Below are 22271 nucleotides of genomic sequence, written 5' to 3'. Positions count from 1 at the left end.
AGGTTCCTCTGCCGCCTTGGCGCGCGGTCGGCCCAGTGCATCGGCGCTCACCGTCGGCAGGCCGGCGGCCGCGGCGGCCGTGGCCAGCGCTTCGGGCAAACCGCGCGTCGCCACGGCGTTGAGGCCGGAATGGCGCAGCAGCTTGACGATGCCGACCCAGTCCGCACTCTCCGGCAGGGCCTCGGCGTTGCTGAAGTCGAGTACGGCCAGCTCGTTTTCGAAGAAGTCGGGGCTGTTGCCGGTCAGCTCGCCAAGCGCCGCGTGCAGCGTGGCGAGATCGGTCGCGCGGAGCTGCGTCTGGATGATCTTGAGCGTCGTGCCCTTGAACTGGATCGGTGCGTCTTTTGCCATGCCTGCTGCGTGTGTTTCGAAGAGCTGGCGATTATCCCACAGGCCGGCAGCGGGAAATGGAAATTGGCTTATTTCTGGCCTTGGCGGGCTGTTTTTGTCTGAGGATTCAGGCGAATGGCATGGCCCGCGCGGCGTTCGGCGGGGCGAGTGGATTCTGGTGACGGTTGGCGGCCCGGTCGATAAAATGCACGTCCCTTACGTTTGCCAGGATTTGCCATGAGCACCGCTGCCAGTCTTCCCGTTGATGCCCTTGCCGGGCTGGCCAATACCGAAACGCAGCGCCTGGTCGCCCGCATGGCGCAGGACATCTTCAGCGGCGTGTTCCGCCACTCGGCCTCGGCCGAGCCCGAGCAACTGGCCAAGGCGATGATCGAACTGGAAAGCCAGTGCTACGACTGGTGCCAGGCGGGCGCCGACGACGAGGCCCGCGCCTTGCGCCTGGCCCTGCTGATCAGCGGTCTCGACCAGTGGGGGCTGGCCTACAGCCAGGCGTTCAACCTGACCGCCATTCCTGCCCTGACGGCGCTGCTCGGCACCTTGCGCAACCGCCTCGAACCGCAGGCGGAAAGCCGTTTCCTGCGTTATTTCCGGCAAATCGAGCAGGTCGAGGCGGCCGCCATCGATTTCAAGGTCGATCTGCGGCGCAGCATCCACCTTGCTTTGTGGCATGCGATGACGGCCTGTGAGACGGTCGAGCAGGCGCAAAACATCCTCAAGCCGCTCGGCGGCATGATGCTCGCCCTCGACCAGCAGATGCCGGAACTCGGCTGGCGCCTGCTGGCCGATGCGCTGGCCAGCATCCAGCTCAGCCTGCTCAATCCGTCGGCCGTCGTCAGCGATGTTGCCCGCGACAGCACGCAGCAATTGTTCGAGTCCCTGCAGCATGCGTTGCCTGAAGAACGCTACAAGTCCATCCTGGCCCACTCCGGGCAGGTGGTAATGGCCTGGCAGCAGGCGCGCCGCGCGGCGCACTAAACACTCGGCAGCTGCGTTGCCGGAAAGCAAAAAACCGGGCCGCGGCCCGGTTTTTTGTGGCTGATCCCTGGCTTACTTGCCGGCCGGGGCTGCTGCCAGCGGCTTGGTTTCCGCCTTGGCTTCGGTTTTTACCTCGGCCTTCTCGGTCTTCTCGACCTTCTTGGCATGCTTTTCGTGCTTCTTCGGCGCTTCGTGCTTGTCGCCCTTGGCTTCGGCAGGCTTCACCTCCGGCTTGGCGACTTCGGCCTTGACCGGTTCAGCGGCCTTCGCGGCTTCGACCTTCTTTTCGGCGCTGGCGGCAGCCGGCGCGGCGACCTTGGCGGCCGGGGCCGGGCTGGTGGCCGGGGCGGCGACGCCTTGGGCGAAGGAAGCGGAGGCAAAGCCAGCGGCAACAGCGAGAGCGATCACAGTCTTCATCATTTTGAATCTCCTTGAGCAGGGTTGTTGGCGTTTTCCGGTGCTGCGATATTGCAGCGCCTTGTTGCGAATAACGCGCTGGCCGAGACAAGGGATGTCAGTGCGAATGTAAGGCTGTGTATCGCTCCGTGACCGAGATGTTGCTAGATGCATGCAATGCCCGGTGCATCGTACTTGCCGATTCCGATTGCTGCGAAGGTGTCGGGCGGCATTGGCGGATGTCCGTAAAAAAGAGGGATTTCGGGTGGTCGACCGCCGGACTCAACTGCGGGGCGCCGCGGCGTTGGCGACGGCCTGGCTGAGCGTCGTCAGGGCGCTCATCGGCGGCGCGTCGCGCAGCGTGATCATGCCGGTCGGCACCCGGGCGATGTCGGCGGGCAGGGCTTCGATGACTAGGTCGGCGGCGTGCGGCGACTGTTCGACGACGCGCCGCGGCATCAGCGTCCAGCCGAGGCCGACCGCGACGCAGCCGAGGATGCCTTCCAGCGTGCCGAATTCCATGGCGTCGGCGACGGCGTGGCCGGTGACGCGCTGCCAGGCGATGGCCCGGCTGCGATAGGCGCAGCCTTCGCGGAAAAGGATCAGCGGTTGGCGGAGCGGGCTGGCGCCGACGGCGCAGATCTGGACCAGTTCTTCGACGACCAGCTCTGTGAAAGACAGTTCGGGATGAACGACCGGGCCGGCGATGAAGGCGCAATCCAGTTTGTGGGTCAGCACCTTGTCGGTTAGTTCGGCGCTGGTGTTGGTCGCGACGCGCAAGTCCATGCCGGGGTGGGCGGCGCGGACGGCTTTCAGGGCGCTCGGCAGGTGCAGTGCGGCAAAGGTTTCCATGGCGCCGATACGCAGTTCGCCGGTGTTTTCACCGACCAGGCGGACGGCGGCGCTGGTCTGGCGCTCAAGCAGCAGCATGCGGCGGGCGTAGTCGAGCAGGACGCGGCCGGAGGGCGCCAGTTCGAGGCCGCGTCCCTTGCGGAAGAACAGTTCGGTGCCGAGTTCCTCTTCCAGCCGACGAATGCGGCCGGTGACGTTGGACTGCACGGTATTCAGCTTGCGCGAGGCGGCGAGGATGCCGCCTTCTTCGACGACGGTCTGGAAGGTGCGCAGGGCGACGAGTTCCATGGGTATCTCCAAAACAGAACGTTTTGTTCTTAACAATTCAATTGTGCAGATAGTTTAGTCTGTTTATCGTTAGGCTGACAAAAACTAAAGGAGACACGCGATGAGCGAACAGAGAGAGCGCCTCAAGGTGCTCAGCGCCGGTATTTTCAGTCTGATCCTGGTGCTCGGCGTCGCCCGATTTTCCTACACGCCGCTGCTGCCGCTGATGCAGAAGCAGGCCGGGCTGGGCATTGCCGAAGCCGGCTGGCTGGCGGCGATCAACTACGCCGGTTACCTGAGCGGTGCGCTGATCGCCTCGCTGATCAGCGATCTGGTGCTGAAGGACCGCCTGTACCGGATCGGCCTGGTGGTCGCCATCCTCAGTACGCTGCTGATGGGGTTGACCACCGACGTCACGATCTGGGCGGTGTCGCGCTTCGTCGCCGGGCTGTCCAGCGCGGCCGGCATGCTGCTCGGCACCGGGCTGATCCTCAACTGGCTGATCCGCCACAATCACCGCAGCGAGTTGGGCATCCACTTCGCCGGCATCGGCCTCGGCATCGCCGGCTGCGCCACGGCGGTGGCGGTGATGAGCCACTGGCTGGACTGGCAGCAGCAATGGTTCGCCTTCACCGTTTTCGGTTGCCTGCTGCTGATTCCTGCGCTGCGCTGGCTGCCGGCACCGGATACCAGCGGCCTGACCAAGAGCGGCCAGGCGATGGTGGACAAGCCGCCCAGCCCGTTGTTCATGCGCCTGTTCATGGCCGCCTATTTCTGTGCCGGGGTCGGCTACGTGGTCAGCGCCACCTTCATCGTTGCCATCATCGAGCATCTGCCCGGGCTGGCCGGGCAGGGCAACCTAGTCTTCCTGGCGATCGGCATCGGGGCGGCGCCGGCCTGCATCAACTGGGATTTCATTGCCCGCCGCATCGGCGACTTGAATGCACTGATCGCTGCCGCCGTGCTGCAGATCATCGGCATCCTGCTGCCGGTGCTGGTCGGCGGTCTGCTCGCCGCCATTTTCGGGGCGCTGCTCTTCGGCGGTACCTTCATCGGCATGGTCAGCCTGGTGCTGACCATGGCCGGCCGCTACTACCCGACCCGCCCGGCCAAGATGATGGGCAAGATGACGCTCTCCTACGGTGCGGCGCAGATCCTTGCCCCGGCCATTACCGGGGCGCTGGCCACCCGATTCGGCAACTACGAGGCCGGCCTCTATCTGGCGGCTGGCGTCATGGTAGTCGGTACCTTGTTGCTGGTGCTGCTCAAGGGCGTCGAAAAGCGCGATGCCGCAGCGCGCAGCGAGGCGCCGACGGTTTGTCCGCAAGGCTGAGCGGAGGCGGGTGAGCGGGCGGCAGGGCTGATGCCTGCCGCGCGGCCGACGTTCAAAGGTAAAATGCTGGTTTGACTGAGTTATCGTGACCGGGATTATTCCCTTGTCGTGACAATTCCAACCCCTTTTTCCTTTGCCGGAATCCTCCTCATGCTACAGAAGCTTTCCTCTTTCGCCGGTGTCCAGGGCCCCGTTGTCGTCATCGTGATGGACGGCTACGGCCTGCCGAAATCCGATGCCGGCAGTGCCATTGCCGCCGCCCGCAAGCCGACCCTCGATCGCCTGTTCGCCAGCTATCCGAACATTCGCCTGCGTGCCCACGGCACGGCGGTCGGCATGCCGTCCGACGACGACATGGGGAATTCCGAAGTCGGCCACAACGCCATCGGCGCCGGCCAGGTGTACAGCCAGGGGGCGGCGCTGGTCGCCAACGCCATTGCTTCCGGTGCCATCTGGCAGGGCGCGGCCTGGCAGGAGATCGTTGCCGGTGCCAAGAGCGGCCGTGGCGTCGTCCATTTCATCGGCTTGTTCTCGGATGGCAATGTCCATAGCCACATCGACCACCTGAAGGCGATGGTCGTTCAGGCCAAGGCCGAGGGCGTCAAAACGGTCCGCATCCACGCCCTGCTCGACGGCCGCGACGTGCCGGAAACCAGTGCCCTCGACTATGTCGTGCCCTTCGAGGCTTTCCTCGGCGAAGTCAGCGATGCGGGTTTCGATGCCCGCATCGCTTCCGGTGGCGGTCGCCAGTACATCACGATGGACCGTTACGACGCCAACTGGGCAATGGTCGATAAAGGCTGGAAAGTCCATGTGCTCGGCGAAGGGCCGCAGTTCCCGAATGCGACTGCTGCGGTCAACGGCCTACGCGAGCAAAATCCGGGCACCATCGACCAGGACCTGCCGGAATTCGTCATTGGCGAAAACGGCAAGGCGATCGGTACCATCGAGGATGGCGACTCGGTCGTCTTCTTCAATTTCCGCGGCGACCGCGCCATCGAAATCACCCGTGCCTTCGAAGAGGCCGCCTTCAATAAATTCGACCGTGTCCGCCAGCCGCGCGTCACCTACGCCGGCATGCTGCAGTACGATGGCGACCTCAAGTTGCCGGCCCGCTTCCTGGTCGCGCCGCCGGCCATCAAGGACACCACCGGCGAATGGTTCGCGAAATCCGGCATCGCCCAGTTCGCCTGTTCGGAAACCCAGAAATTCGGCCACGTCACCTACTTCTGGAACGGCAACCGTTCCGGCAAGTTCGACGGTGAAACCTGGCAGGAAATACCGAGCGACGTCGTGCCCTTCGAGCAGCGGCCGTGGATGAAGGCGGCCGAAATCGCCGATGCGATGATCGCCGCCCTCCAGTCCGGCCAGTACCGGACGCTGCGCTGCAATTTCGCCAACGGCGACATGGTCGGCCACACCGGCAACTTCTTCGCCGCGACGCTGGCCGTCGAAGCGGTCGATCTGTCGCTTGCCCGCGTCCTGCAGGCGGTCGATGCGGCCGGCGGCGCGGCGCTGATCACGGCCGACCACGGCAACGCCGACGAAATGTACGAGCTGGACAAGAAGACCAAGCAGCCGGCCCAGAACAGCGACGGCTCGTTCAAGGCGAAGACCGCGCACACGCTGAACCCGGTGCCGCTGATCCTCTACGACAACGTCAGCGGCGGCAAGCTGGGCCTGAAGCAGACTGCGACGGCTGGCCTTTCCAATATCGCGGCCACCGTTGCCAACCTGCTCGGCCTGGAGAAGCACGCCGCCTGGGATGAAAGCGTGCTCGACATCAAGTAAATGGTCTTTCGGGCCAAAGGCGCCTCCCGAGCGGGACGGCGCCTTTTTTTATGCTTGCCCGGTGGGCCGAGAGTCCGTTCGACGATTGAAAAGGGCTCTCAATAAGGTGACAATCCGCCCTTTCTTCGCCCCGCCGGTGCACCAAGCGACCTCTTGGCGCGGGCTGAATCACTGTTTTCCGGATTGAATCGAACATGAAAAAGCAGGTTTCCCTACTGGTTCTGGCATTGGCTGCCGGTCTGGCCCTGAGCGGCTGCAGCAAGAAGGAAGAAGCGGCGCCGGCCGCTGCGCCGGCGCCGGTGGCGGTCAGCAAGATCGTCGTCGGGCTCGATGACAATTTCCCGCCGATGGGCTTCCGCGACGAGAAGAACGCGCTGGTCGGCTTTGATATCGATCTCGCCCGCGAAGCGGCCAAGCGTCTGGGCGCCGAAGTCGAGTTCAAGCCGATCGACTGGAACGCCAAGGAAGCCGAACTCGGCGGCAAGCGCGTCGATGTGCTGTGGAACGGTCTTACTATCACCGACAAGCGCAAGGAACAGATCGCCTTCACCGCGCCCTATCTGGAAAACCGCCAGATCATCGTGGTCGCCGCCGGTTCGCCGATCAAGGGCAAGGCCGATCTGGCCGGCAAAGTGATCGGCGTCCAGGAAGGCAGTAGCGCGGTCGAGGCAATCGAGAAGGATGCGGCGACGCTGAAGACGATCAAGGAACTGAAGAAGTTCGGCGACAACGTGACGGCCCTGATGGATCTGAAAACCGGCCGTCTCGAAGCGCTGGTCGTCGACGAAGTGGTCGGCCGCTACTACACGGCCAAGAAGCCGGGCGAGTATGTCATTCTCGAAGACAATTTCGGCACCGAAGAGTACGGCGTCGGCGTGCGCAAGGACGACGGCGAACTGCTCGCCAAGCTGCAGAAGGCGATCGACGAGATGAAGAAGGACGGTGCGGCCGGCCGCATCTCCAGCCAGTGGTTCGGCAAGGACATCGTCAAGTAACACTTTTCACCCGCTGCATGCAGGGTTCCTTCGGGTCGGCCGTTTGTCCGGCCCGATGACAAGGCCGCGCTATGGACTACATCTTCGAAATCATCGGCCCCCTGCTGCAGGGGACTGCCGTCACGTTGCAGGTGTTTTTTGCGACGCTGGTGCTGGCCGTCCCGCTCGGGCTGGGGCTGGCCCTGGTCCGCATTTCCCGCTTCACGGTGGCGAGCCGGCTGGTCAGCGGCTATATCTGGCTGATGCGCGGCACGCCGCTGATGCTGCAGATGCTCTTCATCTATTTCGCGCTGCCCTTCGTGCCCTACGTCGGCATCCGGCTGCCCGATTTTCCCGCCGCCATCGTCGCCTTCGTGCTCAATTACGCCGCCTATTTTGCCGAGATTTTCCGGGCCGGCATCCAGTCGGTCGGCCGCGGCCAATACGAGGCCGGGCAGGTGCTCGGCCTCTCCCATGCCCAGACCATGCGCCGCATCGTGCTGCCGCAGATGGTCAAGCGCATCCTGCCGCCGATGAGCAATGAAACCATCACGCTGATCAAGGACACCTCGTTGATCTACGTACTGGCCATGAACGACCTGCTGCGCGCCGCACGCGGCATGGTGCAGCGCGACTTCACGACGATGCCCTTCGTCGTTGCCGCCGCCTTTTATCTGATCATGACCCTGGTCCTGACCTGGGGCTTCCTGCGCCTGGAAAAGAAATATGCCGTCTATGACGACTGAGCCGATGATCTCGGCCCGCAACATCCGCAAGCAATTCGGCGGGGTCGATGTGCTGCGCGGCGTTTCGCTCGAACTCGGCAAGGGCGAGGTGATCGCGGTGATCGGCCCGTCCGGCTCGGGCAAGAGCACTTTCCTGCGCTGCCTCAACCAGCTGGAAACGATCGATCGCGGCGATATCGAGATCGAAGGCGAGATTCTCGCCTCCACCGACAGCCACGGCATCTGCCGCTACGCGCCGGACAAGGAAGCGCGCCGGATCTGCCGCAAGATGGGCATGGTCTTCCAGCAGTTCAACCTGTTTCCTCACCTGACCGTGCTGCAGAACATCATCGAGGCGCCGATCACCGTCAAGGGCATGAGCCGGGAGGCAGCGGTGCCGCTGGCGCAGGAACTGCTGCGCAAGGTCGGCCTGCTGGAAAAGTGCGACAGCCATCCCTCCCGCCTCTCCGGCGGTCAGAAGCAGCGGGTCGCCATTGCCCGCGCCCTGGCCATGGAGCCGGACATCATGCTGTTCGACGAGCCGACTTCGGCGCTTGACCCGGAGTTGACCGGCGAAGTGCTGCGCAGCATGCGGCAACTGGCCGACGAGCACATGACCATGCTCGTCGTTACCCATGAAATGGCCTTCGCCCGCGATGTTTCGAGCCGCGTCATCTTCATGGACGGCGGCGAGATTGTCGAAGAACAGCCGGCCGCCAGCTTCTTTGCCAACCCGTTGCAGCCGCGAACGCGGGCTTTCCTGAATCACCTCGGCTAATTCTGTTGCCAAGAGCAATGCTTCGAAATTTACGAAGTGTGGCTTTTGGTAATCCGGGTGTTTCGAAGGGTTGCAGAGTCGCTACAATCGCTTCCTCGAACTGCTCTCAGGTCTGACTCCCATGCTCGAACTGCTGCTCTCCCCCGAAATCTGGATCGCCTTTTTCACGCTGACCGCGCTGGAACTGGTGCTGGGCATCGACAACATCATCTTCATCTCGATCCTCGTCGACCGCCTGCCCAAGGCGCAGCAGGAACTGGCGCGGCGGATCGGCCTGTTCCTCGCGATGTTCATGCGTATCGGCCTGTTGCTGTTGCTGTCGTGGATCGTCGGCCTGACCGAACCGGTCGTGACCCTGTTCAATTTCGGCATTTCCGGGCGCGACCTGATCCTGATCGCCGGCGGCCTGTTCCTGATCTGGAAGAGTACCGGCGAAGTACACCAGCTGCTCGAAGGCGAGGAGGGCGAAGCCTCGCGCAAGGTCGGTTCGAGCTTTGCCGGCGTCATCGCCCAGATCATCGTCATCGACCTGGTCTTCTCGCTCGATTCGATCATTACTGCGGTCGGCATGGTCAGCGAGGTCGGCGTGATGATCGCCGCGGTGGTCGCCTCAGTCGGTCTGATGATGCTGTTTGCCCGCTCGATTGGCGAGTTCGTCTCGAACCACCCGACGATCAAGATGCTGGCCCTGTCCTTCCTGGTCGTCGTCGGCGTCGTGCTGATCGCCGACGGCTTCGGCCACCATGTGCCGAAGGGCTACATCTACTTCGCGATGGCCTTCTCGGTCGGCGTCGAGATGCTCAACATCCGCATGCGCAAGAAGACCGTCAAGCCGGTCGATCTGCGCGAGCCTTACGTCCGCGAGCCGGACAACGTCTGACCCGGAAGTCGGGCGGTAATGGAAACGGGCACCGCGCCGTCAGGCGGGTGCCCGTTTTTCATTCCGCCGCCAAACATGGTGGGCATGGTCGATTTTGCCGGCGTTCTGAACAACGGCCAGTTCCTGTTGTCTCTGCATCAATACCTCGGGAGTTTTCTGATGCGACGAGACAGCAAACCATCCCTTCTTTACCGCTATTTTTTCTTTAGCTGGCTGTTTCGTAACGTCGACTGCGGCAGTTGGCTGGAGCGTTCGGCCGCCTGGCGCCATAACCAGTCACAGGCGCACTGGCTGCTGACCTACCTGAAGCGCTGGCTGGTTCTCGATTTGCTCGCGCTGTCGGTCGGTGCGCTGAGTTCGCAGCTTTTTCAGGGGCACTGGATTTGCATCCCCTTCTTCGTTTTATTTTCGGTCGCCATCCCGATCAGCTCGGTCATCGTGGTCGCCTGGCTGGGTTTACGCCTGCTGCCCGGCCCTGATAGGTAGCCGGCGGCTTCCCGGCTCAGGTTTTGCCGGCCCATTGCCGCCGGTAGTGGACCGGGGCCATGCCGGTCCACTCGACGAAGGCGCGGTAGAAGGCCGAGGTGTCGGCATAGCCGAGGTCGGCGGCGACTTCGGCGATCGAATCCTTGGTTTTGGTCAGCCGGGCCAGTGCCATGTCGCGGCGTAGCGCGTCCTTGATGCCGCGAAAACTGGAGCCTTCCTCTTCGAGTCGGCGATGGATGGTGCGCGGCGACAGGTGCAGGCGGCTGGCGATGTCGTCGAGGCTGAGCGTCGCCGGCAGCGCGGCGCGCAGCAGGTCGCGGACGCGGATGACCATTTCGCGGTCGCGCCGGTAGAGGGTGGTGATCTTGCCTGGGGCGCCGTCGAGAAAGGCGGTCAGCGCCGCTTCGTCGCGGCGGATCGGCAGGTCGAGCAGGTTGGCGTTGAAGCTGGCGACCAGCGTGCCGGTGCCGCCCGGCACGGTCGGTGCGAAGCGCGAATCCTCGGTGAAAATCAGCGGGTAGTCGGTGGCATGGGCCGGCCGGCGGTAAGGGAAGATCACGCTGTCCAGACCGATGCCGCGCCCGGCCAGCCAGCAGGCCAGGCCGTGCAGCAGGCGGAGCAGCCATTCGAAGGCGAAGATGCGGCCAGGGTCGTCCGGGTTGTCCGACAGTTTGCGGGTTTCGCTGATGACCAGTTCGGCCCGGCCGTGGGTGCGGCGGACGCTGACCGCCAGATCGGGCAGCACGATGTGCAGGAAACGGCTGGCGCGGAGCAGGGCGTCGGCCAGGGTCGGTGCACTGAGGCAGCCGCGGCAGAGGAACTCGAAGCTGCCCGGGCGCATCGGCTGGGCGAACAGGCCGAAGCCTTCGTCGTCCAGTTCGCGGTTCAGCCGGTTGTAGAGCGCGGCGTAGCGCTCGATCGGGATCCGGCTGGCGGTGTCTGCAAGATCAATGTCGGTGGCGGCCAGCAGCGGGGCCGGGTCGATCTGCCGGCGCTGCAGGCCGGCCAGCATGCCGGTAACAAAGCCCATCGCAACAGTGGCTTGCGTGCGTGTTTGAGTCTTCTTGATGGTGCGATGCAGCATTTTTGCCGTTTTGAGGTAGTCGACCGCAGTACTCTATCACCTTGGCGGAATTTGCACGATTGTCGTCAATCGCCACAATGGCAATGCGGATAAAGGGGCATAACATGGGCGCCTTTCCATCTTTTCGATGAGGCAGGCGTCATGACCGATCTTTCCGTTGCCAAGAAGCTTTCTCCGTACAAGCCGAAGAACAAGGTGCGTTTTGTCACCGCCGCCTCGCTGTTCGACGGTCACGACGCCTCGATCAACATCATGCGCCGCATCCTGCAGTCGACCGGTTCCGAGGTGATCCACCTCGGCCACAACCGCTCGGTGCAGGAAATCGTCAATGCCGCGCTGCAGGAAGACGTCCAGGGCATTTGCATCACCTCCTACCAGGGCGGCCACGTCGAGTTCTTCAAGTACATGATCGACCTGTTGAAGGCCAACGGCGGCGAGAACATCAAGGTCTTCGGCGGCGGCGGTGGCGTCATCGTGCCGTCCGAGATCAAGGAACTGCACCAGTACGGCGTGACCCGTATCTACGCCCCGGAAGACGGCGTCCATATGGGCCTGCAGGGCATGATCAACGAAGTGGTGCAGAACGCCGACTTCGACCTGGCCGCCGAGGGCGTGCCGAGCGCCGAGCAGGCGCTGGCCGGCTTGAAGGCCGGCGACAAGCGCTTGCTGGCCCGGCTGATCACGCTGCTCGAAAACGGCGAAGCGCCGGCCCTCAAGGAACCGCTGCTCAAGGCGGCGGCCGAACTGACCGTGCCGGTGCTCGGCATCACCGGTACCGGCGGCGCCGGCAAGTCCTCGCTGACCGACGAACTGGTCCGACGCTTCCGCCTCGACCAGGACGACAGCGTCAAGATCGGCCTGATCTCGATCGACCCGTCGCGCAAGCGGACCGGCGGCGCGCTGCTCGGCGACCGCATCCGGATGAACGCCATCGAACATCCGAACATCTTCATGCGTTCGCTGGCCACCCGCGATACCGGTTCGGAAATTTCCGTCGCGCTGCCCGAGGTGATCGCTGCCTGCAAGCTGGCCGGCTTCGACCTGGTCATCGTCGAAACTTCCGGCATCGGCCAGGGCAACGCCGCCATCGTGCCCTTCGTCGATATCTCGATGTACGTGATGACGCCCGAGTTTGGTGCCGCCTCGCAACTGGAGAAGATCGACATGCTCGACTTCGCCGATTTCGTCGCCATCAACAAGTTCGACCGCAAGGGCGCCGAGGATGCGCTGCGCGACGTGCGCAAGCAGTACCAGCGCAACCGCGAAGCCTTCACGACGCCGACCGACGACATGCCGGTGTTCGGCACGCAGGCCGCCCGCTTCAACGACGACGGCGTCACCGCGCTTTATCAGGCGCTGGTCCCGGCCCTCTCGGAAAAGGGGCTGCAGCTCGGCCCGGGCAAGCTGCCTCTGGTCACCGTCAAGCAGTCGTCCAGCCAGCGCGCCATCGTGCCGGCCCAGCGCGTCCGTTACCTGGCCGAAATCGCCGACAGCGTGCGCGGCTATCACGCCCATACCAGCGAGCAGGTCAAGATTGCCCGCGAACGCCAGGCACTGCGCATTTCGAAAGGCATTTTTGCCGGTTGCGAGCAGTCGACCGCCGGCTTTGACGAAATGCAGGCCTTGAAGGATGCCCAGCAGGATCCGAAGGCGAAGAAGCTGCTCGACATGTGGCCGGCCACCGTCGAAGCCTATGCCGGCGACGAATACGTCGTGAAGATCCGCGACAAGGAAATCCGCACCCAGCTGACCAGCCAGTCGCTGTCCGGCACCAAGATCCGCAAGGTGATCCTGCCGACTTACACCGATGACGGCGAGATCCTGCGCTTCCTGATGCGCGAGAATGTGCCCGGTTCCTTCCCCTACACCGCCGGCGTTTTCGCCTTCAAGCGCGAAGGTGAAGACCCGACCCGGATGTTCGCCGGCGAAGGCGACGCCTTCCGCACCAACCGCCGCTTCAAGCGCGTTTCCGAAGGCATGCCGGCCCATCGCCTGTCGACGGCCTTCGACTCGGTGACGCTGTACGGTTGCGACCCGGACGAGCGCCCGGACATCTACGGCAAGATCGGCAATTCCGGCGTCTCGATCGCCACCCTGGACGACATGAAGGTGCTCTACGACGGTTTCGATCTGGTCTGCCCGACCACTTCGGTGTCGATGACCATCAACGGCCCGGCCCCGATCATCCTGGCCTGCTTCTTCAATACTGCGATCGACCAGCAGATGGCCAAGTTCGAAAAGGACAACGGCCGCCAACCGACCGAAGACGAAGCCGAGAAAATCCGCGAGTGGGTCCTGAAGTCGGTGCGCGGCACCGTGCAGGCCGACATCCTCAAGGAAGACCAGGGCCAGAACACATGCATCTTCTCGACCGAGTTCGCCCTGAAGATGATGGGCGACATCCAGGAATTCTTCGTCCATAACCAGGTGCAGAACTTCTACTCGGTGTCGATCTCCGGCTATCACATCGCCGAAGCCGGCGCCAACCCGATCTCGCAGCTGGCCTTCACGCTGTCCAACGGCTTCACCTACGTCGAGTCGTATCTGGCGCGTGGCATGCACATCGATGATTTCGCGCCCAACCTGAGCTTCTTCTTCTCGAACGGCATGGACCCGGAATACTCGGTGATCGGCCGCGTCGCCCGCCGCATCTGGGCGGTGGCGATGAAGAACAAGTACGGCGCCAACGAGCGCAGCCAGAAGCTGAAATACCACATCCAGACTTCCGGCCGCTCGCTGCACGCGCAAGAAATGGACTTCAACGACATCCGCACCACGCTGCAGGCGCTGATCGCCATCTACGACAACTGCAACTCGCTGCACACCAACGCCTACGATGAAGCGATCACGACGCCGACGGAAGAAAGCGTGCGTCGCGCCATGGCCATCCAGCTGATCATCAATCGCGAGTGGGGCGTCGCCAAGAACGAGAACCCGAACCAGGGCGCCTTCGTCATCGACGAGTTGACCGATCTGGTCGAGGAAGCCGTGTTGAAGGAATTCGAAGCCATTGCCTCGCGCGGCGGTGTGCTCGGCGCCATGGAAACCGGCTACCAGCGCGGCAAGATCCAGGAAGAGTCGATGTACTACGAGCACAAGAAGCACGACGGCTCCTACCCGATCATCGGCGTCAATACCTTCCTCAACCCGAAGGGTATGGCGCAGCAGGAAATCGAACTGGCCCGTTCGAGCGACGAAGAAAAGCAGTCGCAGATCAAGCGCCTGCGCGATTTCCAGGCGCGCAATGCGGACAAGGCGCCGGCCATGCTGGCCAAGCTGAAGCAGACGGTGATCGAGGACGGCAACGTCTTCGCCGTGCTGGTCGATGCAGTCAAGTACTGCTCGCTCGGCCAGATCAGCAGCGCCCTCTATGAAGTCGGTGGCCAGTACCGACGCAGCATGTAAGAGCTTCCTCAGCAGGGGAACAGCAACCCGACCCAACAGGGTGGAGGAGATAAAAACAACGGCGAGGCAAAGAACCTCGCCGTTTCCATTTTCCATTGTCGTATGACGTCGGTTTTCCTTGTCCTGCCTCGCTTGGACGATGGCAGCACCAGGAAAGGAAGAGGGCTACAATGCGCCGATAAATTTGATGAATTTGGCAAAGGGGTGCAGGGGGTGAGGCTGACGGCTGACGAAAAAACGGTGCCGCGCATCCATCTGATTGGCACCTTGCTGACCGTGCTGGTCCTGACCCTGGCCCTCGGCGGCTTTTTCTCCTGGCAGAGCCTGAGCGAGCAGCGGGCCGCCTTCGGCCGCGTCGAGCAGGCCGCCACCCAGCAGTTGGAAGCCCGTCTGCAGGCCGAGATGGACGGGGCAACCGGTTTCATCGAATTCACCCGGTCGCGGACCGAGGATATCCTGCGCCGCAGCCTGACCGAGCAGGTTGATACCGCTTTCCAGATGGTCGAGGCGATCTACGCGCTGGAGGCCCGGCGCCGGCCACCGGCCGAGGTCAAGCGCCTGATCATCGAGGCGCTGCGCCCGGCCCGCTTTTACGAGGGGCGCGGCTACTACTTCATCGACGACATGCAGGGCCAGTTCATCCTGCTGCCGACGGCGCCGCAGCTCGAAGGCAAGACCATCCTCGATAACCGGGACGACACCGGTCATTACATCATGCGCGGCCTGATCGAGGCCGCCCGCCAGCCGCGCGGCGAAGGTTTCTCGCGCTATCGCTGGTACCGGCCCGACGATGCCAGGCAGATGGCCGACAAGCTGGCCTATGTCCGGCATTTCGCTCCCTACGACTGGCTGATCGGCACCGGCGACTACACCTACAAGTGGGAGATGCTGCAGCAAAAGGAGGCGCTGGCCCGCCTGAGTTCCCTGCAATTTGGCCAGAGCGGCCGCTTTGGTGTGATCGACGGCAGCGGCCGCAACCTGCTGTCGCCGAGCGACAAGAAGCTGGATGGCATGCTGATAAGCGAGATGGCCGCAGCGGAAAGAGCCGCTCTCGAACAGCTGCATGCGGCGGGCAAGCAGGGCGGCGGCTTTGTCCGCTACCAATGGCTCAATCCGGCGACCGGCCAGCTGGCCAGTAAAACGGCGCTGGTCAATGTCGTCAAGCCGTGGAACTGGTTTGTCGTCGCCACTACGTTCGATGACGATTTCCAGAGCCTGCTCGGCGAGGAACTGCGCAAGCAGGAGGCTGGCAACGCCCAGCGTCTGCTCAATCTGCTGATCGCCATCGTCGCCGCGCTGGGCCTCGGGCTGCTCAGTTCGCTGGTCTTCTCGCGCTGGTCGAAACGGCTGTTTGCCGCCTACCACCAGCAGCGGCTGGCCCAGGAGGCGGTGCTGCGGGTCCAGGCCGACGAACTGAAAGTGCTGTCGCGGGCGATCGAGCAGAGCCCGGCCTCGATCGTCATCACCGATACCAGCGGCTGCATCCGCTACGTCAATCCAAAATTCGAGCAGGTTACCGGCTATACCAGCCAGCAGGTGCTCGGCGAGAATCCGCGCATCCTCAGTTCGGGCGATAAATCACCGGCCGAATACCGGGATTTGTGGACGACGATCAAGTCCGGCCAGACCTGGAAGGGCGAGTTTCATAATCGGCGCCGGGACGGCTCGTTGTTCTGGGAGCGCGCTTCGATTTCGCCGATCATCGACGAACAAGGGCAGATTCTGCATTTCCTGGCCGTCAAGGAAGACATCAGCGATCGCAAGGAGATCGAAGAAGCCCTGCGGGTCAGCGAATACAAGATGGCGACTATCCTCGACAGCGTCGAGGCCTACATCTACATCAAGGGCACGGATTACTGCTACCAGTACGCCAACCGCCGGGTCTGCGAACTGTTCGGGCGGGAGATGGCGAGTATTGTCGGCCATGACGACGCCGAGTTCTTCGACGCGGCGACCTGCGCCAACCTGCGCCGCAACGACCGGCGAGTCATCGAACAGGGCGAGCGGGTGGCTGAGGAGGAGGTCAACCGGACAGTGGATGGCCGGATCACCAGCGCTTACCTGTCGATCAAGATTCCGCTGCGCGACAAGGAAGGCCAGATCTACGCGCTGTGCGGCATTTCGACCGATATCACGGTGCGCAAGCAGGCCGAGGCCGAACTGGAACACTATCGCCAGCATCTCGAAACCCTGGTCCAGTCGCGCACCGTCGAGCTGGCCCGGGCCAAGGACGCGGCCGAGGCGGCCAACCGGGCGAAGAGTTCCTTCCTGGCCAACATGAGTCATGAGATCCGGACGCCGATGAACGCCATCATGGGCCTCACCCACCTGCTGCAGAAGGATGTGCTCGACCTTAAGGCCCGCGAGCGCCTGGGCAAGATCAGCGAATCGGCCAACCATCTGCTCAACGTCATCAACGACATTCTCGATCTCTCCAAGATCGAGGCCGGGCGACTGGCCCTGGAAATCCGCGAATTCTCGCCGGAGGCGGTGATCCGGCAGACGATCAGCATGCTCGACGAACGCGCCGCGGCACATGGCCTGTGCCTGACCAGCCAGCTGGCCAGCGATGTGCCGACCTTGCTGCGCGGCGATTCGGTGCGTATCGGCCAGGCTTTGCTCAACTTCGTCGGCAATGCCATCAAGTTTTCCGAGCAGGGCGAAATTGCCCTGCGGGTCAAGGTCGACCGCAGGGATGGCGATCAGGTGACGCTGCGCTTCGAGGTCCAGGATCAGGGCATCGGCATGGATGCCGGGCAGCAGGCCCGGCTGTTCCAGGCCTTTTCCCAGGCCGACGACTCGACGACCCGCAAATACGGCGGCACCGGCCTCGGCCTGGCGATCAACCGCCATCTGGCCCGGATGATGGGCGGCGATGTCGGGGTCGATAGCGTGCTTGGGGTCGGCAGCACCTTCTGGATGACGGCCTGCCTGGAAGCGGTGAGCCGCCCGCCGGCGGCGCTGGCCGTCGCTGCCGCCGGTGCTTCACTGGAGAGCCAGATCGCCCGCCTGTACGGCGGCCGCCGTGTGCTGCTGGTCGAGGACGAACCGATCAACCAGGAAGTGGCGGCGGAACTGCTCAGCCTGGCCGGGCTGGTCGTCGATGTCGCCGCCAACGGTGCCGAAGCCGTCGAGCGGGTGCGTCAGGGCGACTACGCCGTGGTCCTGATGGACATGCAAATGCCGGTCATGGGCGGTGTCGAGGCGACCCGGCTGATCCGCCAGATGCCCGGCAAGGCCAGCCTGCCGGTCCTGGCGATGACCGCCAACGCCTTCGACGAAGACCGTCAGGCCTGCCTCGATGCTGGCATGAACGAACATATCGGCAAGCCGGTCGATCCCGACCTGTTGTACGCCAGTTTGTTGCGCTGGCTGGCAGTCAGCTGATTTTTGCCGTTTTCCGGCTGTTGACTGCCGGCCTCAGTCGCCGAAGCGGCGCAGGCCTTCGAGATCGAGGACGTTGATGCCGCCGTATTCGCTGCGCACCAGGCCGGCATCCTCCAGTACTTTCAGCGCCTGATTGGCCCGCTGCCGCGACACCCCGGCCAGATAGCCGAGTTCTTCCTGTGAAATCTGCAGCAGGCGGTTGGTGCCCGGGTAAAGCACCGGGTTGAACAGGGCGGCCAGGCCGCGCGCGATGCGGGCATCGGTATCGAGCATGCGCTCGTTCTCGATCATGCCGATGAACTGGCCGAGACGCTCGTTCAACTGGGCGATCAGGTAGCGGTTGAACGGAATGCTGTGGTCGAGCAGCCAGGTGAAGGTGCTGCGGTTCATGAAGGCGACCCGGCTTTCGCGCAGCGCCATCACATCGTAGCGGCGCGGTTCCTTCTTGAGCAGCGAGCCTTCGCCGATCCAGGCGCCGGCGCTGATCCCGGTCAGCGAGGTGGTCTTGCCGGTGGTCCAGTGGCTGGCCATCTTGCCCAGGCCGTCGATCAGCCCCATCCAGTATTCGACCGGCTCGCCCTTCATGCAGATGAAGGCGCCGGCGGCGAAGGTTCTTTCGGTGGTGCCGGCCAGCGCACGGGCCATTTCCTCATCGGTCAGCGACTGCCCCCAGAGAGAGCTACGCAGCAGTTCCTCAGCGTTTTTCAAAATTAATTCCGATTATTTTGTGGATTGTCTGCCGGATGACAATTATACGTCGCCGCCCTGCATACACTGCGTCGCAACAGTCAGTGATCGTTGGGCTGCGCTGCAAGGTCTGTGTAAGGCAGCAGTTGCCCAATGCGTCGAACGAACGTTAGACCGCGTACCTGAAAACGCGGCGATGAGGAGACTAAAGAATGCCCAAGCAGGCGAATTTTGCCGCGCTGGATGGTTTGCACACCTTCCCGCGCTTGCTGTTCCATCATGCGCAGACCCGTCCCGATGCGCCGGCCATGCGCGAGAAGTATCTCGGCATCTGGCAGACGTGGACCTGGTCCGACGTCGCCGAGCGCGTCCGCGCCCTGGCCTGCGGCCTCGCCTCGCTCGGTTTCAAGCGCGGCGATAACCTGGCGATCATCGGCGACAACCGGCCGCACCTCTACATGATGATGACCGCCGCCCAGTGCCTGGGCGGTGTGCCGGTGCCGCTCTACCAGGATGCGGTGGCGGCCGAAATGCTCTTCGTGCTGCAGGATGCCGGCATCCGCTTCGCGGTGGTCGAGGATCAGGAGCAGGTGGACAAGATGCTCGAAGTGATGGGCCAGGTCGGCACGCTGGAACACGTCATCTACGACGACCCGCGCGGCATGCGCCACTACAACCAGCCTTTCCTGCACGATATTCACGAACTGATGGAAATGGGCCGCATCCACGACCGCAACCATCACGACTTCCTCAACAACGAAGTCGAGCAGGGCCATTTCGACGACACCTCGGTGATGCTCTACACCTCGGGCACTACCGGCAAGCCGAAGGGCGTCTGCCAGACGCACGCCGCATTCATCGCCGCCGCCCAGGGTGGCGTTCAGGTCGACAAGCTGGGGCCGGATGGCGACATCCTGTCCTACCTGCCGATGGCCTGGGTCGGTGATCACCTGTTCTCCTACGCCCAGGCGCTGGTCGCCGGCTTCACCATCAACTGCCCGGAATCGGGCGACACGGTGATGTCCGACCTGCGCGAAATCGGCCCGACCTGCTATTTCGCCCCGCCGCGCGTGTTCGAAAGCCTGCTCACCTCGGTGATGATCCGCATGGAAGACGCCGGCAAGCTGAAACAGAAAATGTTCCACCACTTCATGGCAGTGGCCAAGCGCTGCGGCGCCGACATCCTCGACGGCAAGTCGGTCAGCTTCGGCGACCGCCTGCAGTACTGGCTCGGCAACCTGCTGGTCTACGGACCGCTGCGCAACGTGCTTGGCATGAGCCGCATCCGCGTCGCCTATACGGCCGGTGCGGCGATCGGGCCGGAACTGTTCCGCTTCTACCGCTCGATGGGCATCAACCTCAAGCAGTTCTACGGCCAGACCGAGACCTGCGCCTACGTCTGCCTGCAGCCGGATGGCCAGATCAAGTTCGATTCCGTCGGTCAACCGGCCCCCGGCGTCGAAATCAAGATCGCCGACAACGGCGAGGTGCTGGTCAAGGGGCCGATGCTGTTGAAGGAATACTACAAGCGACCCGACGCCACCGCCGAGTCGATCAATGCCGACGGCTACTTCATGACCGGCGACGCCGGCTTCCTCGACGAGGACGGCCACCTGAAGATCATCGACCGCGCCAAGGACGTCGGCAAGCTGTCGAACGGCGCGATGTTCGCCCCCAACTACATCGAGAACAAGCTGAAGTTCTTCCAGCACATCAAGGAAGTCGTCTGTTTCGGCCACGACCGCGACATGGTCTGCGCCTTCGTTAATATCGACGTCGGGGCGGTCGGCAACTGGGCCGAACGGCGCGGCATCGCCTATTCGGGCTACGCCGACCTAGCCGGCAAGCCGGAAGTGCTGGAGTTGATCCGCGAATGCGTCGAGCAGATCAACGCCGACCTGGTCAGCGATGCGATGGTCGCCGATTCGCAGATCCATCGTTTCCTGGTGCTGCACAAGGAACTCGATCCCGATGACGACGAACTGACCCGGACGCGCAAGGTGCGCCGCAATTTCGTCGCCGAAAAATACAAGGTGCTGATCGATGCGCTGTACAGCGGCAAGACGAATCAGTTCATCGAAACCGAGGTCAAGTTCGAGGACGGCCGGCGCGGCAAGATTTCCGCCGACCTGAAGATTCTCGATGCGAAAACCTTCCCGATCGTGAAAAAGGCTGCCTGAACATGAGCAAAAAAATAGGCGACGTCATTCTCGACCTGCAGAACATTTCGCTGCGCTTCGGCGGCGTCAAGGCGCTGACCGACATTTCCTTCAACGTCCGCCAGCACGAAATCCGCGCCATCATCGGCCCGAACGGGGCCGGCAAGAGTTCGATGCTGAACGTCATCAACGGCGTCTACCACCCGCAGGAAGGCAAGATCTTCTGGCACGGCAACGAGCGCAAGCGGATGGAGCCGCACATGGCGGCGCAGCAAAATATTGCCCGTACCTTCCAGAACATCGCGTTGTTCAAGGGCATGAGCGTCCTCGACAACATCATGACCGGGCGCATCACCAAGATGAAGGCCAACTTCGTCGAGCATGCGCTGTGGTTCGGCCGGGCCCGCAAGGAGGAGCTGGAACATCGCAAGAAGGTCGAGGAAGTCATCGACTTTCTGGAAATCCAGCACATCCGCAAGACCCCCGTCGGTCGACTGCCCTACGGCCTGCAAAAGCGCGTCGAACTCGGCCGCGCCCTGGCCGCCGAGCCGTCGATGCTGCTCCTCGACGAGCCGATGGCCGGCATGAACGTCGAAGAGAAACAGGACATGTGCCGCTTCATCCTCGACGTCAATGACCAGTTCGGCACCACCATCGTGCTGATCGAGCACGACATGGGCGTCGTCATGGACATTTCCGACCGCGTCGTCGTGCTCGACTACGGCAAGAAGATCGGCGACGGCGTGCCGGACGAAGTGAAGAACAACGAAGACGTGATCAAGGCCTATCTGGGCGCCGGTCACTGAGGAGCGGGCGAGATGAATTTCTTTTTCGAAGTATTGATTGGCGGTCTGCTGTCCGGCGTCATGTACGCCCTGGTCGCCCTCGGCTTTGTGATGATCTACAAGGCATCCGGCGTCTTCAACTTCGCCCAGGGGGCGATGGTCTACCTGGCCGCGCTGTCGGTGGTCGGCTGCATGGAGAAGGGGGCGCCGCTGTGGCTGGCCATCGTGCTCGCCTTCGCGATCATGACGGCGTTCGGCATCGCCACTGAAAAGTTCGTGCTGCGCAAGCTGGTCAACCAGCCGCCGATCGCGCTGTTCATGGCGACCATCGGCCTCGCTTTCTTCATCGAGGGCGTTGCCCCGATGATCTTCGGTAGCGAGCCGCGCGCTCTCGACCTCGGCATCGTCGATGAGCCGATTCCCTGGATTCTCGACAACTGGAACATGGTCATCTCCAAGTTCGACCTCGTCGCCGCTGGTGTCGCCGCAGTGCTGGTCGCGACGCTCGCCCTGTTCTTCCAATACACCCGGGTTGGCCGGGCCCTGCGTGCGGTGGCCGATGACCACCAGGCCGCCTTGTCGATCGGGATCCCACTGCAGCACATCTGGGCCATCGTCTGGGGCGTCGCCGGTTTCGTCGCGCTGGTCGCCGGCATGATGTGGGGCGCCCGCAACGGCGTTCAGTTCGCGCTCACCTTCACGGCGCTGAAGGCACTGCCGGTGCTGATCCTCGGCGGCTTCACCTCGGTGCCGGGCGCCATCGTCGGCGGCCTGATCATCGGCGCCTCCGAGAAGCTGGCCGAAATCTACATCCCGCCGGTGATGCAGGATCTGTTCGGCGGCAACTTCGGCGGCATCGAGGGCTGGTTCCCTTACGTGCTGGCGCTGCTCTTCCTTCTCGTGCGGCCTGAAGGGCTGTTCGGTGAAAAACATATCGACCGCGTGTAAGAGGGGAT

18 protein-coding genes are annotated in these 22271 nt (G+C 63.2%); 13 read left to right on the top strand and 5 right to left on the bottom strand.

What is annotated here, in order from left to right:
* A partial coding sequence (locus tag AT959_RS10645; RefSeq protein WP_476695858.1) for a septum site-determining protein MinC occupies positions 1 to 351 on the bottom strand: 351 nt, incomplete at its 3' end.
* 216 nt (positions 352 to 567) lie between these two features.
* On the opposite strand from AT959_RS10645, the gene AT959_RS10640 reads away from it, so the two are divergent.
* A complete protein-coding gene (locus tag AT959_RS10640) occupies positions 568 to 1326 on the top strand; it encodes a hypothetical protein (RefSeq protein ID WP_066882945.1) in 759 nt (252 codons plus the stop codon).
* Between the two features lie 72 nt (positions 1327 to 1398).
* On the opposite strand, the gene AT959_RS10635 is transcribed toward AT959_RS10640, so the two are convergent.
* Positions 1399 to 1746 carry a hypothetical protein gene (locus AT959_RS10635; RefSeq protein WP_066882944.1) on the bottom strand — a complete coding sequence of 116 codons (348 nt, stop codon included), beginning with the start codon at positions 1744 to 1746 and terminating at the stop codon, positions 1399 to 1401.
* Positions 1747 to 2004: 258 nt separating this feature from the next.
* On the bottom strand, positions 2005 to 2862 hold the full coding sequence (locus AT959_RS10630) for a LysR substrate-binding domain-containing protein (RefSeq protein ID WP_066882943.1): 858 nt from the start codon (positions 2860 to 2862) through the stop codon (positions 2005 to 2007).
* A 100-nt stretch (positions 2863 to 2962) separates the two neighbouring features.
* On the opposite strand from AT959_RS10630, the gene AT959_RS10625 reads away from it, so the two are divergent.
* From AT959_RS10625 to AT959_RS10595, 7 genes are all read left to right on the top strand, one after another.
* Entirely contained in the window at positions 2963 to 4174 is a 1212-nt protein-coding gene (locus AT959_RS10625) for a YbfB/YjiJ family MFS transporter (protein WP_066882942.1), read from the top strand.
* Between the two features lie 150 nt (positions 4175 to 4324).
* Positions 4325 to 5965: a 2,3-bisphosphoglycerate-independent phosphoglycerate mutase gene (gpmI, locus tag AT959_RS10620; protein ID WP_066882941.1), complete on the top strand. Its 1641-nt coding sequence runs from the start codon at positions 4325 to 4327 to the stop codon at positions 5963 to 5965.
* Between the two features lie 194 nt (positions 5966 to 6159).
* Complete coding sequence (locus tag AT959_RS10615; RefSeq protein WP_066882940.1) at positions 6160 to 6960, top strand: amino acid ABC transporter substrate-binding protein; 801 nt, start codon at positions 6160 to 6162, stop codon at positions 6958 to 6960.
* 71 nt (positions 6961 to 7031) lie between these two features.
* Positions 7032 to 7685: an amino acid ABC transporter permease gene (locus AT959_RS10610; RefSeq protein WP_066882939.1), complete on the top strand. Its 654-nt coding sequence runs from the start codon at positions 7032 to 7034 to the stop codon at positions 7683 to 7685.
* 4 nt (positions 7686 to 7689) lie between these two features.
* Positions 7690 to 8442, top strand: coding sequence for an amino acid ABC transporter ATP-binding protein (locus AT959_RS10605; RefSeq protein WP_066883066.1), 753 nt, complete (start codon positions 7690 to 7692; stop codon positions 8440 to 8442).
* A gap of 121 nt (positions 8443 to 8563) precedes the next feature.
* Entirely contained in the window at positions 8564 to 9322 is a 759-nt protein-coding gene (locus AT959_RS10600; protein ID WP_066882938.1) for a TerC family protein, read from the top strand.
* Positions 9323 to 9340: 18 nt separating this feature from the next.
* Positions 9341 to 9808, top strand: a complete 468-nt coding sequence (locus AT959_RS10595) for a hypothetical protein (protein WP_205629883.1) — start codon at positions 9341 to 9343, stop codon at positions 9806 to 9808.
* Positions 9809 to 9824: 16 nt separating this feature from the next.
* Here AT959_RS10595 and AT959_RS10590 read toward each other — a convergent pair whose 3' ends face one another.
* Positions 9825 to 10892 carry an AraC family transcriptional regulator gene (locus AT959_RS10590; protein WP_066882937.1) on the bottom strand — a complete coding sequence of 356 codons (1068 nt, stop codon included), beginning with the start codon at positions 10890 to 10892 and terminating at the stop codon, positions 9825 to 9827.
* A 141-nt stretch (positions 10893 to 11033) separates the two neighbouring features.
* On the opposite strand from AT959_RS10590, the gene icmF reads away from it, so the two are divergent.
* Positions 11034 to 14297: a fused isobutyryl-CoA mutase/GTPase IcmF gene (gene icmF, locus AT959_RS10585; protein ID WP_066882936.1), complete on the top strand. Its 3264-nt coding sequence runs from the start codon at positions 11034 to 11036 to the stop codon at positions 14295 to 14297.
* Positions 14298 to 14510: 213 nt separating this feature from the next.
* On the top strand, positions 14511 to 17684 hold the full coding sequence (locus AT959_RS10580; protein ID WP_066882935.1) for a cache domain-containing protein: 3174 nt from the start codon (positions 14511 to 14513) through the stop codon (positions 17682 to 17684).
* Positions 17685 to 17717: 33 nt separating this feature from the next.
* Here AT959_RS10580 and AT959_RS10575 read toward each other — a convergent pair whose 3' ends face one another.
* Positions 17718 to 18392 carry a Crp/Fnr family transcriptional regulator gene (locus tag AT959_RS10575; RefSeq protein WP_083518333.1) on the bottom strand — a complete coding sequence of 225 codons (675 nt, stop codon included), beginning with the start codon at positions 18390 to 18392 and terminating at the stop codon, positions 17718 to 17720.
* Between the two features lie 191 nt (positions 18393 to 18583).
* Here AT959_RS10575 and AT959_RS10570 point away from each other — a divergent pair, with 191 nt between their 5' ends.
* The 3 genes from AT959_RS10570 to AT959_RS10560 are packed head-to-tail and all read left to right on the top strand — an operon-like array spanning position 18584 to position 22263.
* The gene (locus AT959_RS10570; protein ID WP_066882934.1) at positions 18584 to 20551 is read left to right on the top strand and encodes an AMP-dependent synthetase/ligase; all 1968 of its coding nucleotides are present in this window, start codon (positions 18584 to 18586) and stop codon (positions 20549 to 20551) included.
* A 2-nt stretch (positions 20552 to 20553) separates the two neighbouring features.
* Positions 20554 to 21336 carry an ABC transporter ATP-binding protein gene (locus AT959_RS10565; protein WP_066882933.1) on the top strand — a complete coding sequence of 261 codons (783 nt, stop codon included), beginning with the start codon at positions 20554 to 20556 and terminating at the stop codon, positions 21334 to 21336.
* A 12-nt stretch (positions 21337 to 21348) separates the two neighbouring features.
* Positions 21349 to 22263 (top strand): branched-chain amino acid ABC transporter permease, encoded by a 915-nt coding sequence (locus AT959_RS10560; RefSeq protein WP_066882932.1) that lies wholly within the window; start codon positions 21349 to 21351, stop codon positions 22261 to 22263.
* The last annotated feature ends 8 nt before the right edge of the window (positions 22264 to 22271 follow it).

This window comes from Dechloromonas denitrificans, from assembly GCF_001551835.1.
Lineage (GTDB): Bacteria > Pseudomonadota > Gammaproteobacteria > Burkholderiales > Rhodocyclaceae > Azonexus > Azonexus denitrificans.
Note: the sequence above shows the minus strand (reverse complement) of the source record. Positions and strands in the feature narration are given on the sequence as shown.